At 66.8% G+C, this 12,537-nt stretch carries 20 protein-coding genes; 7 read left to right on the top strand and 13 right to left on the bottom strand.

Translation table 11 applies throughout. The features are described from left to right. Positions 1-7 precede the first annotated feature (7 nt). On the bottom strand, positions 8-1,093 hold the full coding sequence (dprA, locus tag BDW16_RS12075) for a DNA-processing protein DprA (protein ID WP_066572375.1): 1,086 nt from the start codon (positions 1,091-1,093) through the stop codon (positions 8-10). Then, entirely contained in the window at positions 1,086-1,691 is a 606-nt protein-coding gene (gene plsY / locus BDW16_RS12070; protein WP_066572380.1) for a glycerol-3-phosphate 1-O-acyltransferase PlsY, read from the bottom strand. The genes dprA and plsY overlap by 8 nt, the downstream gene beginning before the upstream one ends. 79 nt (positions 1,692-1,770) lie before the next feature. Here plsY and murI point away from each other — a divergent pair, with 79 nt between their 5' ends. Continuing rightward, positions 1,771-2,568, top strand: coding sequence for a glutamate racemase (gene murI / locus BDW16_RS12065; protein WP_066572383.1), 798 nt, complete (start codon positions 1,771-1,773; stop codon positions 2,566-2,568). A 166-nt stretch (positions 2,569-2,734) separates the two neighbouring features. Here the strand turns inward: murI and BDW16_RS21350 are convergent, their stop codons facing one another. Then, positions 2,735-2,902 (bottom strand): hypothetical protein, encoded by a 168-nt coding sequence (locus BDW16_RS21350; RefSeq protein ID WP_157081353.1) that lies wholly within the window; start codon positions 2,900-2,902, stop codon positions 2,735-2,737. A 217-nt stretch (positions 2,903-3,119) separates the two neighbouring features. Between BDW16_RS21350 and hemA the strand changes: the two genes are divergently transcribed. From hemA to BDW16_RS12050, 3 genes are all read left to right on the top strand, one after another. Then, positions 3,120-4,361 carry a 5-aminolevulinate synthase gene (gene hemA / locus BDW16_RS12060; RefSeq protein ID WP_066572384.1) on the top strand — a complete coding sequence of 414 codons (1,242 nt, stop codon included), beginning with the start codon at positions 3,120-3,122 and terminating at the stop codon, positions 4,359-4,361. A 72-nt stretch (positions 4,362-4,433) separates the two neighbouring features. Next, positions 4,434-4,703 (top strand): hypothetical protein, encoded by a 270-nt coding sequence (locus tag BDW16_RS12055; protein WP_066572391.1) that lies wholly within the window; start codon positions 4,434-4,436, stop codon positions 4,701-4,703. A 92-nt stretch (positions 4,704-4,795) separates the two neighbouring features. Further along, positions 4,796-5,023, top strand: coding sequence for a DUF2061 domain-containing protein (locus BDW16_RS12050; protein WP_066572393.1), 228 nt, complete (start codon positions 4,796-4,798; stop codon positions 5,021-5,023). A gap of 1 nt (position 5,024) precedes the next feature. Here the strand turns inward: BDW16_RS12050 and BDW16_RS12045 are convergent, their stop codons facing one another. Further along, positions 5,025-5,336, bottom strand: a complete 312-nt coding sequence (locus BDW16_RS12045) for an antibiotic biosynthesis monooxygenase family protein (protein ID WP_066572395.1) — start codon at positions 5,334-5,336, stop codon at positions 5,025-5,027. 101 nt (positions 5,337-5,437) lie between these two features. Between BDW16_RS12045 and BDW16_RS12040 the strand changes: the two genes are divergently transcribed. After that, positions 5,438-5,992 (top strand): hypothetical protein, encoded by a 555-nt coding sequence (locus tag BDW16_RS12040; RefSeq protein WP_198585788.1) that lies wholly within the window; start codon positions 5,438-5,440, stop codon positions 5,990-5,992. 170 nt (positions 5,993-6,162) lie between these two features. On the opposite strand, the gene BDW16_RS12035 is transcribed toward BDW16_RS12040, so the two are convergent. The 3 genes from BDW16_RS12035 to BDW16_RS12025 form a co-directional block, all read right to left on the bottom strand. Next, positions 6,163-6,909, bottom strand: coding sequence for a phosphatase PAP2 family protein (locus BDW16_RS12035; RefSeq protein WP_083954114.1), 747 nt, complete (start codon positions 6,907-6,909; stop codon positions 6,163-6,165). 159 nt (positions 6,910-7,068) lie between these two features. Beyond that, on the bottom strand, positions 7,069-7,500 hold the full coding sequence (locus BDW16_RS12030) for a nuclear transport factor 2 family protein (protein ID WP_066572397.1): 432 nt from the start codon (positions 7,498-7,500) through the stop codon (positions 7,069-7,071). A gap of 29 nt (positions 7,501-7,529) precedes the next feature. Next, the gene (locus tag BDW16_RS12025) at positions 7,530-7,766 is read right to left on the bottom strand and encodes a hypothetical protein (protein WP_066572400.1); all 237 of its coding nucleotides are present in this window, start codon (positions 7,764-7,766) and stop codon (positions 7,530-7,532) included. Between the two features lie 127 nt (positions 7,767-7,893). Here BDW16_RS12025 and BDW16_RS12020 point away from each other — a divergent pair, with 127 nt between their 5' ends. After that, positions 7,894-8,133 (top strand): hypothetical protein, encoded by a 240-nt coding sequence (locus BDW16_RS12020; protein ID WP_066572403.1) that lies wholly within the window; start codon positions 7,894-7,896, stop codon positions 8,131-8,133. A gap of 7 nt (positions 8,134-8,140) precedes the next feature. Here BDW16_RS12020 and BDW16_RS12015 read toward each other — a convergent pair whose 3' ends face one another. The 4 genes from BDW16_RS12015 to arr form a co-directional block, all read right to left on the bottom strand. Further along, on the bottom strand, positions 8,141-8,557 hold the full coding sequence (locus BDW16_RS12015) for a VOC family protein (RefSeq protein ID WP_066572405.1): 417 nt from the start codon (positions 8,555-8,557) through the stop codon (positions 8,141-8,143). A gap of 2 nt (positions 8,558-8,559) precedes the next feature. After that, on the bottom strand, positions 8,560-9,015 hold the full coding sequence (locus BDW16_RS12010; protein ID WP_066572407.1) for a Rid family hydrolase: 456 nt from the start codon (positions 9,013-9,015) through the stop codon (positions 8,560-8,562). A 25-nt stretch (positions 9,016-9,040) separates the two neighbouring features. Then, on the bottom strand, positions 9,041-10,180 hold the full coding sequence (locus BDW16_RS12005; protein ID WP_157926340.1) for an outer membrane protein assembly factor BamB family protein: 1,140 nt from the start codon (positions 10,178-10,180) through the stop codon (positions 9,041-9,043). 98 nt (positions 10,181-10,278) lie between these two features. Then, entirely contained in the window at positions 10,279-10,689 is a 411-nt protein-coding gene (gene arr, locus BDW16_RS12000; protein ID WP_066572896.1) for an NAD(+)--rifampin ADP-ribosyltransferase, read from the bottom strand. Between the two features lie 164 nt (positions 10,690-10,853). On the opposite strand from arr, the gene BDW16_RS11995 reads away from it, so the two are divergent. Then, on the top strand, positions 10,854-11,282 hold the full coding sequence (locus BDW16_RS11995; protein ID WP_066572411.1) for a hypothetical protein: 429 nt from the start codon (positions 10,854-10,856) through the stop codon (positions 11,280-11,282). Positions 11,283-11,440: 158 nt separating this feature from the next. Here BDW16_RS11995 and BDW16_RS11990 read toward each other — a convergent pair whose 3' ends face one another. After that, positions 11,441-11,761 carry a hypothetical protein gene (locus tag BDW16_RS11990; protein WP_066572414.1) on the bottom strand — a complete coding sequence of 107 codons (321 nt, stop codon included), beginning with the start codon at positions 11,759-11,761 and terminating at the stop codon, positions 11,441-11,443. A 74-nt stretch (positions 11,762-11,835) separates the two neighbouring features. Then, positions 11,836-12,339 carry a 2'-5' RNA ligase family protein gene (locus BDW16_RS11985; protein WP_066572416.1) on the bottom strand — a complete coding sequence of 168 codons (504 nt, stop codon included), beginning with the start codon at positions 12,337-12,339 and terminating at the stop codon, positions 11,836-11,838. Positions 12,340-12,537: the final 198 nt, after the last annotated feature.

The raw sequence follows: 12,537 nt of genomic DNA, 5'->3' as shown, positions 1-12,537 counted from the left end.
GCTGCGCTTACCGCAAGCTCACTCGTCCGCCCGCGTGCCGCTCCAGCCGCGCGGCCAGTTCGAGCTCCAGTAGCACCAGCTGCACGGCAGCGGCCGGAATGCCGGCCTGCCGGATCAATTCGTCGACCGGCACCGGCACCGGACCCAGCAGCGCCTCGATCCGGCGGCGCTCGGCCTCGCCCGGTTCGGCCGCGGGTTCACTCTCGAAACGTCCGGCCGGCGCGCGGACCGCCCGCGCGTCGATCGGCCGGATCGCCTCCAGGATATCCTCGACATTCTGGACCAGCGTCGCCCCTTCGCGGATCAGCAGGTTGCAACCCTGCGCGCGCGGATCGAGCGGCGATCCGGGCACGGCCATCACCTCGCGACCGGCCTCCGCGGCGATGCGCGCGGTGATCAGCGATCCCGAGCGCGGTGCCGCCTCGACCACCACCGTTCCCTGCGCCAGCCCCGCGATGATGCGGTTGCGCGACGGGAAATGGCGGGCGAGCGGCTCGGCGCCCGGCGGCTGCTCGGCGAGCAGCAGACCTTCAAGCGCCACCCGTTCCTGAAGATCGCGATTCTCGGGCGGAAAGGCGATGTCGATCCCGCTCGCGATCACGCCGACCGTGCCGTTCCCGATCGAGCCCTGGTGCACCGCGGTGTCGATCCCGCGCGCCAGCCCGGACACGATCGTTGTCCCGGCCTCTGCCAGGCCCAAGGCAAGCTGGCGGGCGAAGCGGCAGGCCGCAGCCGACGCGTTGCGTGCGCCGACCATCGCAACACACGGGCGATGCGCCAGGGCCAGATCGCCTCGCATGATCAGCACCGGGGGCGCCGTCTCCAGCTCGGCGAGCAACGGCGGATAGGCGGGATCGCCGAGAAACAGGTGCCGCGCCCCCAGCTTTGCCGCTGAAGCCATCTCGCGCTGCGCCATGCCTGCATCGGCGATCACCGGCGCAGCACCGCCGCCGCGCAGCGCCAGCATGGGCAACGCGTCGAGCGCCGCCTCGGCAGTTCCGAAGCGGGCGATCAGCTGGCGGTAGGTGACGGGGCCGATGCGCGGGGAGCGGATCAGCCGGAGGCGGGCGAGGTCGGTCTCGCCCTCACCCATTCTTTCGGCCGATGCGCGGCTCCGTCCCGGCAAGCAGCCGCGCGATATTCTCGCGATGCTTCCACAGCACGATCAGCGCGAGTCCGAGCAGCAGCGGCACGATATCGAACCGGCCGAACCAAGCGGCGCTGGCAGGTGCGCTGACCGCGGCGAGCATGCCGGCAACCGAGGAGATACGGAGCGCAGCGAGCAGGCCGAGCCACACCGCCGCATAGATCAAAGCCGACGGCCAATGGAGGGCAAGGACGATGCCCATCAGCGTCGCCACGCCCTTGCCGCCGCGGAACTTCAGCCAGACCGGGTAGCAATGTCCGAAAAAGGCCCCCGCCGCTGCAACGACGCCATTGCCGGGCCACAACGCTTCGGCGATCCAGATCGCCGCCGCCCCCTTGAGCAGGTCGAGCAGCAGCGTCGCTGCGGCCAGCCCCTTGCGGCCGGTGCGCAGCACGTTGGTCGCGCCGATATTGCCCGATCCGATTGTACGCAGATCGCCGGCACCAGCAATCCGCGTGAGCAGCACGCCGAACGGGACCGAGCCGAGAAAATAGCCCAGCAGCAGCGCCAGCGTCGGCGTTCCCCAGAGAATTTCGGTCGTCAGCGTGCGTCCCCTTGCTTGCGCCGAAGCTAGGTATTTCGATAAGCGGGCGCAACAACATCAAGTCAGGCGATCTCGCAATATGGCCGATACCCGGCCCATCCTTTTCTTCGATTCGGGCGTGGGCGGGCTCTCGGTGCTTGCTCCCGCCCGCGCACTGCTGCCGCAGGCGCCGCTCGTCTATGCCGCGGACAGCGCCGGCTTTCCCTATGGGATCCGAAGCGAGGAAGAGATCGCGGCGCGCGTGCCCGCGCTGCTCGGGCGGCTGGCCGAGCGGTACCGGCCGCGGCTGATCGTCATCGCCTGCAACACCGCATCGACGATTGCGCTCGCGCATGTCCGCGCCGCACTCGATATCCCGATTGTGGGCACCGTCCCCGCGATCAAACCCGCCGCCTTGCTATCGAAGACTCGCGTGATCGGCGTACTCGGCACCGAGGCCACCGTCCGCCAGCCCTATGTCGATAATCTCGCCGCCCAGTTTGCAGCGGATTGCATGGTGATCCGGCACGGCAGCGCGGAGCTGGTCCAGCTCGCCGAAGCGAAACTGCACGGCGAGATGCCCGATCCCGCACGCTTCCGCGCGGTGCTCGAAGGGCTATTCGACCAGCCGGGCGGCGAGCGGATCGACGTGATCGTCAATGCCTGCACCCATTTCCCGCTGGTCGAGGCCGAGCTCGCCGCCGTCGCGCTGCATCCGGTGACCTTCGTCGATGGCGGGCCGGGTATCGCGCGGCGAATCGCCTATCTGACCGAGGGACAGGAATGGCCGGATGTGCCACCGCCCGGCATCGCGGTGTTCACCCGACTCGATGATGCCGCGCACGCGCTTGCGCCCGCACTTGCGGGTTACGGCCTGGCCCGGCTGGAAGCCCTTTGACCGCTATGGCGGGTGCCGACACTGGGCGGATATTCGACCTTCCAGCCACGCGACTGGGTGTTCGCCGATCCGCTGATGGCCGGGTGCGCCGGTACATCGAGTCGCACCGGCTGAAGGGCGTGTGCAGGCTGGACGTCCGCGGCGCCCAGCCCTGGCGGCGCATCAACTAGGCCGCGCTGGACACGACCGGCGGCGCCATCGACCGTACCCGTTCCGCGTAGCGTTCGGCCAGGTCGAGATGCGCGCGCCGCGCGGTCAGGTCCCGGGCGCGTTCCGCACAGTCGCGCTCGTCGGCCTCGCGTTGCCTGAAATAGACGTAGTCGTTGCGTTCCATGTCGATCTCCCTCGATCCAAGCGGGAGTGCGATGGCTCTCAGCCGCAGAAATGCTCGGAGTCCCCATTCTGCGGTGCTATATTCATAGCATGACGCGGCGATTGAGTCCCGGACGAGGAGCGGATGCACGCGATATGATCGGCCCGATCACAGTGATCAAACAATCACGCCGGCCCGCGCTGGCCATCGCGATACGAAACCGCTATCGGGGCCGTCCATGAGCACCGACACGACTCCGCGCGCCGTGGATTATTCGCGCGTCTTCACCCAGGCGATCGACCGGCTGCATGCCGAAGGGCGCTATCGCGTGTTCATCGACATCCTGCGCAACAAGGGCATGTTCCCCAACGCGCGCTGCTTCCACGGGCACAACGGCCCCAAGCCGATCACCGTGTGGTGCTCGAACGACTATCTCGCCATGGGCCAGCATCCCAAGGTGATCGCGGCGATGGAGGAGGCGCTTCATGATGTCGGCGCGGGTTCGGGCGGCACGCGCAACATCGGCGGCAACACCCACTACCATGTCGATCTGGAGGGCGAACTCGCCGACCTGCACGGCAAGCAGGGCGCGCTGCTATTCACCAGCGGCTACGTGTCGAACGAAGCGACGCTCTCGACGCTGGCCAAGGTGCTGCCCGGCTGCATCATCTATTCGGACGAGCTCAACCACGCGTCGATGATCGCGGGTATCCGCAACTCGGGTTGCGAGAAGCGCGTTTGGCGGCACAATGACATCACGCATCTCGAAGAGCTGCTGGCGGCCGACGACCCCACGGCGCCCAAGCTGATCGCGTTCGAGAGCATCTATTCGATGGACGGCGACGTCGCGCCGATCCACGCGATCTGCGATCTCGCCGACAAGTACAACGCTCTCACCTATCTCGATGAAGTACACGCCGTCGGCATGTACGGCGCACGCGGCGGCGGCATCTCCGAGCGCGACGAGGCCGCATCGCGACTGACGATCATCGAGGGCACGCTGGGCAAGGCGTTCGGCGTCATGGGCGGCTACATCGCCGCGGACCAGACGATCATCGACGTGATCCGCAGCTACGCGCCCGGCTTCATTTTCACCACGTCGCTTTCGCCGGTACTGGTCGCGGGCGTGTTGGCATCGGTCCGCCATCTCAAGCAATCGAGCACGGAGCGCGACGGGCAGCAGGCTGCGGCGGCAAGGCTCAAGGCGATGATGGCCGATGCCGGTCTTCCGGTGATGAACACGACCACGCACATCGTGCCGCTGATGGTCGGCGATCCGGTCAAGGCCAAGCGGATCAGCGATATCCTGCTCGCCGAATACGGCATGTACGTTCAGCCGATCAACTACCCCACAGTGCCGCGCGGCACCGAGCGGCTGCGCTTCACCCCGGGCCCGGCGCACGACGAGGCGATGATGCGCGACCTGACCGCCGCGCTGGTCGAGATCTGGGAGCGGCTGGAGCTTCGCGCCGCGGCCTGAGCGGCGGTGCCGCGGGAACCCCCGGCCCGCCCGTTCATTGTTGCCTCCTGTACCAACAGGAGGCTTAATCGCATGAAATCCTTTCTGAAAGCGACGATCGCAGGTGCCGGCATGCTGGCGCTGGCGGCGTGCGGCGGCAATGCCGACGACAAGGCCGCGGCCAATGTCGAGGCAGCGGCCGAGAATCAGGCCGATGCGCTGGAGGCCATGGCCGACAACACGACCAACGAGACGCTCGAGGATTCGCTCGAAGCACAGGCCGACAATGTCGAGGATGCGGGCGAGGCCAAGGCCGACGCGATCGACGACCAGGACGACGCGCGGCTGGAGAATAAGCGCTGATCGAGCGAAGCGATCACTCAGGCTCGATCTTCGCGTTACAGATCGACTCCCTGATCGATTAAATGGGCGGTTCCCACCATGAGGAACCGCCCATGTCCCGCGATCTTCTGAAAACGCTGACCTATCTCGCCGTCCACCTGACCGTCGGCTTCTCGGTCGCCTATGCCTTCACCGGATCGCTGGCACTGGCAGGCGGGATCGCGCTGATCGAGCCGTGCATCAACGCGGTCGCCTTCTTCTTCCACGAAAAGGCATGGAAACACGCTGAGCGAAAGGCAGCGATCGATCCGTTCGTCCGCTCGGCCGTGGCACACGGCTGAGCTAGCGACCGAGCAGGTCGTCGGTAACCTCCATCAGCAGCATCGGCTCGCGCGCCGCGTCGGCAATCGCATCGACGAAGGCAGCGCGGGTTTCCGGCTCGTCATAGACCATCTTGGCGTCGAACGCTGCCTGCCAGGTCGCGCGATCGGGCCATTCGGCGACGCCGATGAAGCGCCCTTGGTCGTCGCGATGCAGCCTTGATCCGAGCGAGCCGTACTTGGCCCGGATGAGCGCCGTACCGCGGCGCCAGGCGGTGCGGAACTGATCCTCCTTGCCCGGGTGCACCTTCCACCAATAGGCCGCGACGAACATGGCGTATCTCCCTCGGCAATGAATCGCGTCGCCGCGACGAAGGTTGCGCGCCGTCAGCACCGGGCGCAGAATAGACACCGGTTTCCCCGAGGAGAGTTCCGATGCGCCGCACCGTCCCCTTTCTTGCTCTCGCCACCGCAATGACTGCGTGTTCGCCTGCCGTCGATAGCGGCAACAACGCAATCGAAACCGATAACGGCATTCTCTCGGCTGGACCGGACACCATGATCCGGAACATCGCCGCGGCAGACCTGCCCGCGGGTCTTGCCGAGCTGATCGACGCGACGGTGCCGGGGATGACGATCACCGAGGCGGAGCGCAAAGAACGCGAGGGGCGAATCTACTACGACGTCGAAGGCAGCCGCCCGGATGGCAGTGACGTGGAGATCGACGTGCTGCAGGCGGCCGATGGCAAGCTGACCGCGGTAGAGGTGCAGCGCGACATCGACTGGGCGGCCGCCCCTGCCCCGGTCCGTGCCGCCGCCGCGGCGAAGAAGGACGCCTTTACCCCCGAACGCGTGATCGAGAGCCGCCAGGTCGATAGCGGCGCGACGATCTACGAGTTGTTCGCGCCAGGACGCAAGGACGAGCCTGCCATGGAAGTGCGCTGGCAGAACGACAAGGCAGAAATATTGCGCGAGCGCTGGGCGCACTGACCCGCGATCGGGCGCGCGGGCCGCAGCGTTCTGAGCGTCCGACAGGCCGGCCGCAGCAAGGTAGAGCTCTACCCTGTCAAACCATGCAATCGGGTTCGCGCCGCTTCGCGCTTCTACTTACGCTCGAAAAGCTCAAGGAAGGCGACGCCCTCGTCCTGCAGCCGCTATTATCATGCGCGCGTATCGCGCGTAAGCCGCAGCCGGAGCCAACTTCCGAATGCCCACCAGGCCAGCGCCCAGAGCGTGCCGAAGCTCCAGCCGGCCAGCACGTCGCTGGGCCAATGGACGCCGAGATAGACGCGGCTCATTCCGATCGCTGCGACCAGCAACACGGTGACGCCGAGCAGGAACCAGCGCGCGGTCCGGCGGGTGATTATCTGGATGCTGAGCAAGACGATCGTCAGATAGATGATCGCGCTGTTGGCGGCGTGACCGCTGGGAAAGCTCGCCGAACCGACCTCGACCAGATGATCGACCAGCGCGGGCCTTTCGCGACCGACCCAGATCTTGACGGACGCGACGGCGATCGAGCCGGTCACGGTGCCGGCAAAGACCAGCGCCGCGGCAAGCAGGTGGCGACTGGCAATGAGGAAGCCGATGGTGACCGCCACGGCAAGGGTAAGGACTGTCTCGCCGCCCAATGCGGTCACGTCGATCATCGCCTGCTTCAGCCAGAACGGTCCGGCCGGCACGGCGAGGTTCCCGTCCTGACGCAAGGCGAGCATGATCGTGCTGTCGAAGGCGAAGCGGCTGCCGCTCGCGATGGTATGGCCGAGGATCGCGACAACCAGCACTGCACCGGCGAGTGCCGCCATCGCTGCCAGCACCAGGGGCGGATGGCGAACATCGGGCGCCGACTGATCGGGGGTCACCGGCGCTTCGGTCAGCCCCGCCAGCGAGAGAGGCGCCTCGCTCATGCCCGCACGAGGCACATGAGGGGAGCCAGCCGGCCGGCGCCCGGTTCCACATCAGGCGCGGCCTTGCGCGGACTGGCTGGGAAATCGTCGATCATCGCGAAACATGGCGTCATGCGCCGGGTCTGGCAAAGCCGCGGGGTGCGGGCAAGGCCCGGCGGCTCAGTTCCCGCGCGGCTTCTGATACCAGAGCGCGTTGACGATGATCCAGCGCTCGCCGAACTTGCCGAGGTGAAAATAGTCCACGAACCATGGCGTTTCGGCGCGCGCTACCGCCGTATTGCCCGCCATATCGAGGACATGGCACGAACGGTTCCACTCCGCCTTCGGCGTCTTGAGCGCCCCCTGCCGGGTCAGCTCGACCAGCTCCTCCTTGCTCATCCGGCGCAGCCCGAGCCGCTCATCGGGCGTGTCGCCGAGCACGCGGCGCTTCGCAAGATCGGGGTGGAGCGCGCGCGACACCCGCGCCGGATCGCCCTCAAGCTGGCCATCGACATAGTCGAGGCAGGTGGCCTCGATCGCGCTTCGTGCGGCAGGATCGATCGCTGCCTGCGATGCAGCGGCGGTGGCGAGGAGGGCGAACACTAGGCTCATCGATCGGCTCCTGAAAGCTGCATCATGGGTCAGTGCGGGTGCTTGAGCACCGGGGTGGGCGTGGGCGTTGGTGCCAGATCGGCACCGCTGACGCCGCTGAACGGCTTGACATGCCCGCCTCCGCCGCCCGGCTTCGGGCTGGGCGCGAGCGTCGGCTTCGGCTTCGGCGTCGTCTGCGGCGACGGTGCGGCAGCGCTCGAGACGACCGGCGCCGCAGCGAGCGTGGTGAGCGAGGCAGTGAGGGCAAGCAGGGCGAAACGGCACATGATGCAGGCCCTTCGATGGCAAGGCCGGCTTCGTACCATGCCGGCCAACCAGCCGCCAGGACGCCGTCTCGATTGACGCTATAGCGTGTGTCAGTGCATTAGTGCAGCAAATCACAAGCACTGTTCGATGATCGGGGGCAGCGCTGTCACGGCTGAGGCCACCAGCCAGCTCACCAACACGACCGTCGATACCGCGCGGGCGACGGTACGCGGACCGTTCCGGATCGGTGCGGCAAGCCTCTCCGACGTCGAAATACGCGTGTCCGGCCGCTATCCCGAGCTGCTCGCCGGAGCCCATGCGCTGCAGCATTTCGCGATCCTGATCGACCAGCGATCGAAGAGCGTGGCGCTGTGCCCGGCGAAGTGAATCGCGGCTAGCGTGCATCGGTGCCGTCCGCCGCGAACTGGATCAAATCCCAGCGGTTGCCGTAGAGGTCGCTGAACACCGCCACCTTGCCATAAGGCTGCACCGTCGGCGGCCGCACCCATTCAACGCCCGCGGCGGTATAGGCGGCATGGTCGCGATCGAAATCGTCGGTGGCCAGGAACAGGAAGACGCGCCCGCCTGCCTGATCGCCGATGAACCGTTCCTGCTCGCGCGTGGAAGCGCGGGCGAGGAGGATGGTGGTCGCGGCCGCTCCCGCGCCGGGCGGGCGGATCGTCACCCATCTCTTGTCCTGTTCGGGCTGGTAGCTGTCCTCGACCAGTTCGAACCCGAGCTTGCCGATGTAGAAGGCCAGCGCCTCGTCATAGTCGCGGACGACCAGCGCGACATGGGCGAGACGGGGCACGGCTATTTCGACTTTCTCGCGATCACCCGGATCTCCGCCAGCCCCTTGTCGGGAACGAGACGGTCGACATCGATCGCGGTCCAGGCGGGATAGGGCGCGGTGACGTAGCGCGACTTTACCTTGACGAAGGCATCGAGCTGGGTGGTGATGTCGGTGTGGTAGGTGGTCATCTCGATCACATCGTCCCAGCTCGAACCGGCCCGTTTCAGGATGTCGGCGATCTGGGCGAAGGCGCGGTCATAGGCGACCGATTGGTCGGTGGTGTCGCCCCACAGACCCGCGACGACTCCGGAAAGGTAGATGGTGTCGCCATGCGTCACCGCTTCCGCGAAGCCCCATTCCTTGTGCGCGGCGTCGCGGCCGGCCGGCGGCATCAGCACCTGCGCCGGATCGCGCGCCAGGGCGGGCGCGGCGAGGCCGGTGGAGAGTGCGATGGCGGCGATCGTCAGACGGTTCATCCTGTTTCTCCCATTACCCGGCGACTCATTCCTTGAGCGCATAGATACGGCCGTCGATCGCGCCGACATAGACGATGCCGCCCGCGACCGCCGGCGCCGCCGCCACACCGCCGGTGACATATCCCGCGACCCGAGGCAGGGCGAAGCTCCATTTCTCCCGGCCCGTCGCGGCGTCGATCGCGTGGAAGCCGTGCCTGAGCGTGACGCCTTCGAAATAATAGGGATAGCCGCTGAGCGCCCCGATATAGAGCGTCCCATTGGCGAGGACGGGCGTCGCCCAGGTCCAGCCGCCGGTCTTGAACTGCCACAGCTCACGCCCGGTATCGGCGGCGACCGCGGAGACCTTGAGCGAATCCGAGCTGCCGACATAGAGCATCCCGCCCGCCGCGATCGCCGAGGATTCGACCCAGGAACCGTCGGCATAATCGTGGCTCCAGACCTGCTTGCCGGTTTCGGCGTCGTAGGCGATCAGCTTCGCGGCGCGGTTGCCGATCACGACGCGGCCCTGATCGATCGATGGAGTCGACTGGACGATGCCGCCGGTATCGACGCGCCAGACAGGTTTCCCGGTCTTGAGATCGACGGCGTAGAGATGATCGTCCCAACTGCCGAAATAGACGCGACCGGCATGGACGACAGGGTTACCGCGAATCGCGTCGAGCGTGCCGAGGGTCCAGACCTGCCTGCCGGTCGCGGCATCGACGGCGAACAGCGCGCCGCTGAGCGAACCGACATAGACCCGCCCCTCATGCACCACCGGCGAAGACTGGAGAAAGTCGAAATAGGAATTGTCTGCCGATGGCGGCCGACGGTGCAGATCGCTCGCCTTGAGGTCGAACCGCCAGAGCTGACGCCCGGTGGCGCGATCGAGCGCGTAGAGGAAGCCGTCGTCGCTGGCGACGAAGACTCGATCCCCTGCGACCGCGGGCTGGGCACGGACCTTGCCGCCGGTGCGGAACGTCCATTTGAGCTTCCGGCTGGCGGTATCGAGCGCATAGACACGGTGATCGTCGCTGCCGAAATAGAGCGTACCCGCATCATGGGTGAGCGAGCCCCAGATCTGTCCCCCCGCGCGGAATTCCCAGAGCTTGCTGCCCGGGGACGCATGCGCGACGCCACTCAACCCGCACAACAACAAGACCAATGCCAGCAACCGTCGCGCCACAATTCCCTCTCCCTTATCGTCTGATGCGGGTGTTCCAGACCAGGCATTGGTCGTCAATTGGTATTGAACTGGGATTGTCGTGTACTGGCGCTCCGTAGCTAGTCGATCGCCTCGATCCCCTGCGCCTTCAGACGCGCGAGGTGGTCCCGCATCGCCTGAAGCTGATCCGGCGCGTGGCCCTGCCATTCCATAACCTCACCGATCACGCGCAGCGGCGCTTGCGAGCGATAGGATTTGGTCGGGTTGCCGGGGAATTTGGCGTCGGTGAGGTTGGGATCGTCGACGAACGCCCCCGTCGGCTCGACGATGTAGATCCGCTCGCGCCCCTCCCCCCCGGCGAGCTCGCAGCCCCAGATCGCGGCGTCGAGCGTGGAGGAGAAGTAGATCCATGAGGCGCGCTTGCGCTCGCCATAGTTGGAGGCATGGCCGGGGACGATCAGCGCACCGATGGCGAGATCGGCACGGGTGCCATGATAGTAAGGCGGGACGGCGTCGCGGGCATAGGTCATGGCGTTGCTCTCCTGCAGGAACCGGACGACGGAACGCGGACGCGATTGCCGTAGCGCACCGGGCGCGCCCATGCGAAAACATCCTTCGCGCTTGCATTCCGCGGCGGAACCCTGTCCCTGAGCGGTGACGGGCGGGTGCGCCGGGGAACGAACGGGGGGACATGATGTTCAACGATCTGCCGGATATCCTCTTGCGTCATCGACTCTGGGTCGGCCTTGCCGCGATCGCGCTCGCCGCGGCGACCTGGGCGATCGACCTCACCGGCCTGGTCTATGCCTGCCCCTATTGCCGGGTGCAGCGCACGGTGATCGGGCTGCTCGGCCTCCTCCTGCTGCTGCCCGATCCGGCGCACTGGCTGGTCCGGTATCTCTCCGCGGTGTTCGCGGTGTTCGGCCTCTCCGTCGGGGCGACCCAGCATTTCCGCGGCTGGGCGAAGATCTTCAAGGGCGAGTTCAGCTGGGGCGAGCAATGGTATGTCAACGCCTGGGCATTGTCGGGCTTTGCGCTGTTCATCATCACCGGCCTGCTGCTGCTGATCTGGCGGTGGAAGCACGCCGGGGCCGTGACGGAAGCCGCCCATCCGGACGCCTGAGCGCGCCGGCGGCGGCCGGTTCATGAAGTTCAAGGGAAAGCGGGGTTTTCCGGCGGACGGGACGGGTTCGCGACCGGAAGGCGACTGCGACGCGACACCTGCACGACACCGGCGCGACAGGATGTGACGGGTTTCGACCGGAAGGCGCCGCATCGGCGTCACCGGGGCGGTTCCTGCGCGACAGGCGCCGGACGCGCGGCGCTGGGCGGGGCGAGCGGATCGGGGAGGAAGGGGTCGGCGAGGCGCGCGGCGTGGAGGCGCAGCGCATGCCCCCAGGCGAGATCGAAGGGCGTGCCGGGCAGGCGCTTGCGCAGCGCGTGCGCGCTCGACCGCGACATGCCCGCAGCCCGCGCCGCACGGGCGATGCTGCCGGTTTCGAGCAACGCGGCGAGGAAGATGCGCTGCCGGGCGGGGGTCCAACTGGCACGAACGCCGGAGGGCGTCGCGGCCGGGGGCGGAGCGGTGGGATGCTGGTCCATCCGACAGGATGGAGCAGAAAGCGCGCGTGTAGGAAAATGATATCTGCCGCGGCGGCGGCGCGGGTGGCGGGGCGCTAGCGGCGCAATGCCCAGCGGCCATGTTCGACATGGGTGGTCTTGCCGACCACGCTTTCCATCAGGATGATCGCGTCCACCGTCCAGCCGATCGGCGCCATCTTCTGCGCGCGCAGCCGGTCGCCGGCATAATTGATCGTCACATGCGGCTCAGGCGTGGTGCCGAGCGTGAACGGCGCGTCATGCGCGATCAAATGGTGGACGAGCTGTTGCTGGAAGGCGCGGGCCTCGGTGAGCGGATCGCGGGTGCGCAGGGTAACGGCCTTGCGGTTCTCGATCCGGTCGAAGCTCAGCGGAAAGGCCGGGCCGTCGAAGCTGTCGAGCGCGGCGATGACGCGCGGGAGCCAGTCGGGCGGGGCGTGGTGGAGATCGAACAGCGAGACGAGGGTGACGTGGAGGAGATGCGGGCCGCGGCCGGGGTCGTTGCGGGGGAGTGCGGCGATCTGGGCCTGCTGCGCCGGTGGAGGCTTGGCCATGATGTAGAGGGGGTTTCGGGTGCGCATGGGGTGGGTGTAGCATAGACCAAACGGATGCGGATGCGGATGCGGATGCGGATGCGGATGCGGATGCGGGCATCGCTTAATCCATATAAGCAGTTTGTAACGCGAATTTAAAAAGCTGCCAGTGTTGAAGAATGTTCAACTGGGATGTGGGGCTGTGAGATCAATCTAGTTGTGAGTCTCATATACCACACCTCTAAT

The organism is Sphingomonas koreensis (assembly GCF_002797435.1).
GTDB lineage: Bacteria > Pseudomonadota > Alphaproteobacteria > Sphingomonadales > Sphingomonadaceae > Sphingomonas > Sphingomonas koreensis.
The sequence above is the reverse complement of the archived record's forward strand: the minus strand, read 5'-3'. Positions and strand labels throughout refer to the sequence as shown.

What these genes read in the sequence shown, in the direction of transcription:
- dprA (WP_066572375.1), bottom strand. Translation starts at nt 1,093, where the DNA reads ATGGGTGAGGGCGAGACCGACCTCGCCCGCCTCCGGCTGATCCGCTCC.
- murI (WP_066572383.1), top strand. Translation starts at nt 1,771, where the DNA reads ATGGCCGATACCCGGCCCATCCTTTTCTTCGATTCGGGCGTGGGCGGG.
- BDW16_RS21350 (WP_157081353.1), bottom strand. Translation starts at nt 2,902, where the DNA reads ATGGAACGCAACGACTACGTCTATTTCAGGCAACGCGAGGCCGACGAG.
- hemA (WP_066572384.1), top strand. Translation starts at nt 3,120, where the DNA reads ATGAGCACCGACACGACTCCGCGCGCCGTGGATTATTCGCGCGTCTTC.
- BDW16_RS12055 (WP_066572391.1), top strand. Translation starts at nt 4,434, where the DNA reads ATGAAATCCTTTCTGAAAGCGACGATCGCAGGTGCCGGCATGCTGGCG.
- BDW16_RS12050 (WP_066572393.1), top strand. Translation starts at nt 4,796, where the DNA reads ATGTCCCGCGATCTTCTGAAAACGCTGACCTATCTCGCCGTCCACCTG.
- BDW16_RS12045 (WP_066572395.1), bottom strand. Translation starts at nt 5,336, where the DNA reads ATGTTCGTCGCGGCCTATTGGTGGAAGGTGCACCCGGGCAAGGAGGAT.
- BDW16_RS12040 (WP_198585788.1), top strand. Translation starts at nt 5,438, where the DNA reads ATGCGCCGCACCGTCCCCTTTCTTGCTCTCGCCACCGCAATGACTGCG.
- BDW16_RS12035 (WP_083954114.1), bottom strand. Translation starts at nt 6,909, where the DNA reads ATGAGCGAGGCGCCTCTCTCGCTGGCGGGGCTGACCGAAGCGCCGGTG.
- BDW16_RS12030 (WP_066572397.1), bottom strand. Translation starts at nt 7,500, where the DNA reads ATGAGCCTAGTGTTCGCCCTCCTCGCCACCGCCGCTGCATCGCAGGCA.
- BDW16_RS12025 (WP_066572400.1), bottom strand. Translation starts at nt 7,766, where the DNA reads ATGTGCCGTTTCGCCCTGCTTGCCCTCACTGCCTCGCTCACCACGCTC.
- BDW16_RS12020 (WP_066572403.1), top strand. Translation starts at nt 7,894, where the DNA reads ATGATCGGGGGCAGCGCTGTCACGGCTGAGGCCACCAGCCAGCTCACC.
- BDW16_RS12010 (WP_066572407.1), bottom strand. Translation starts at nt 9,015, where the DNA reads ATGAACCGTCTGACGATCGCCGCCATCGCACTCTCCACCGGCCTCGCC.
- arr (WP_066572896.1), bottom strand. Translation starts at nt 10,689, where the DNA reads ATGACCTATGCCCGCGACGCCGTCCCGCCTTACTATCATGGCACCCGT.
- BDW16_RS11995 (WP_066572411.1), top strand. Translation starts at nt 10,854, where the DNA reads ATGTTCAACGATCTGCCGGATATCCTCTTGCGTCATCGACTCTGGGTC.
- BDW16_RS11990 (WP_066572414.1), bottom strand. Translation starts at nt 11,761, where the DNA reads ATGGACCAGCATCCCACCGCTCCGCCCCCGGCCGCGACGCCCTCCGGC.
- BDW16_RS11985 (WP_066572416.1), bottom strand. Translation starts at nt 12,339, where the DNA reads ATGCGCACCCGAAACCCCCTCTACATCATGGCCAAGCCTCCACCGGCG.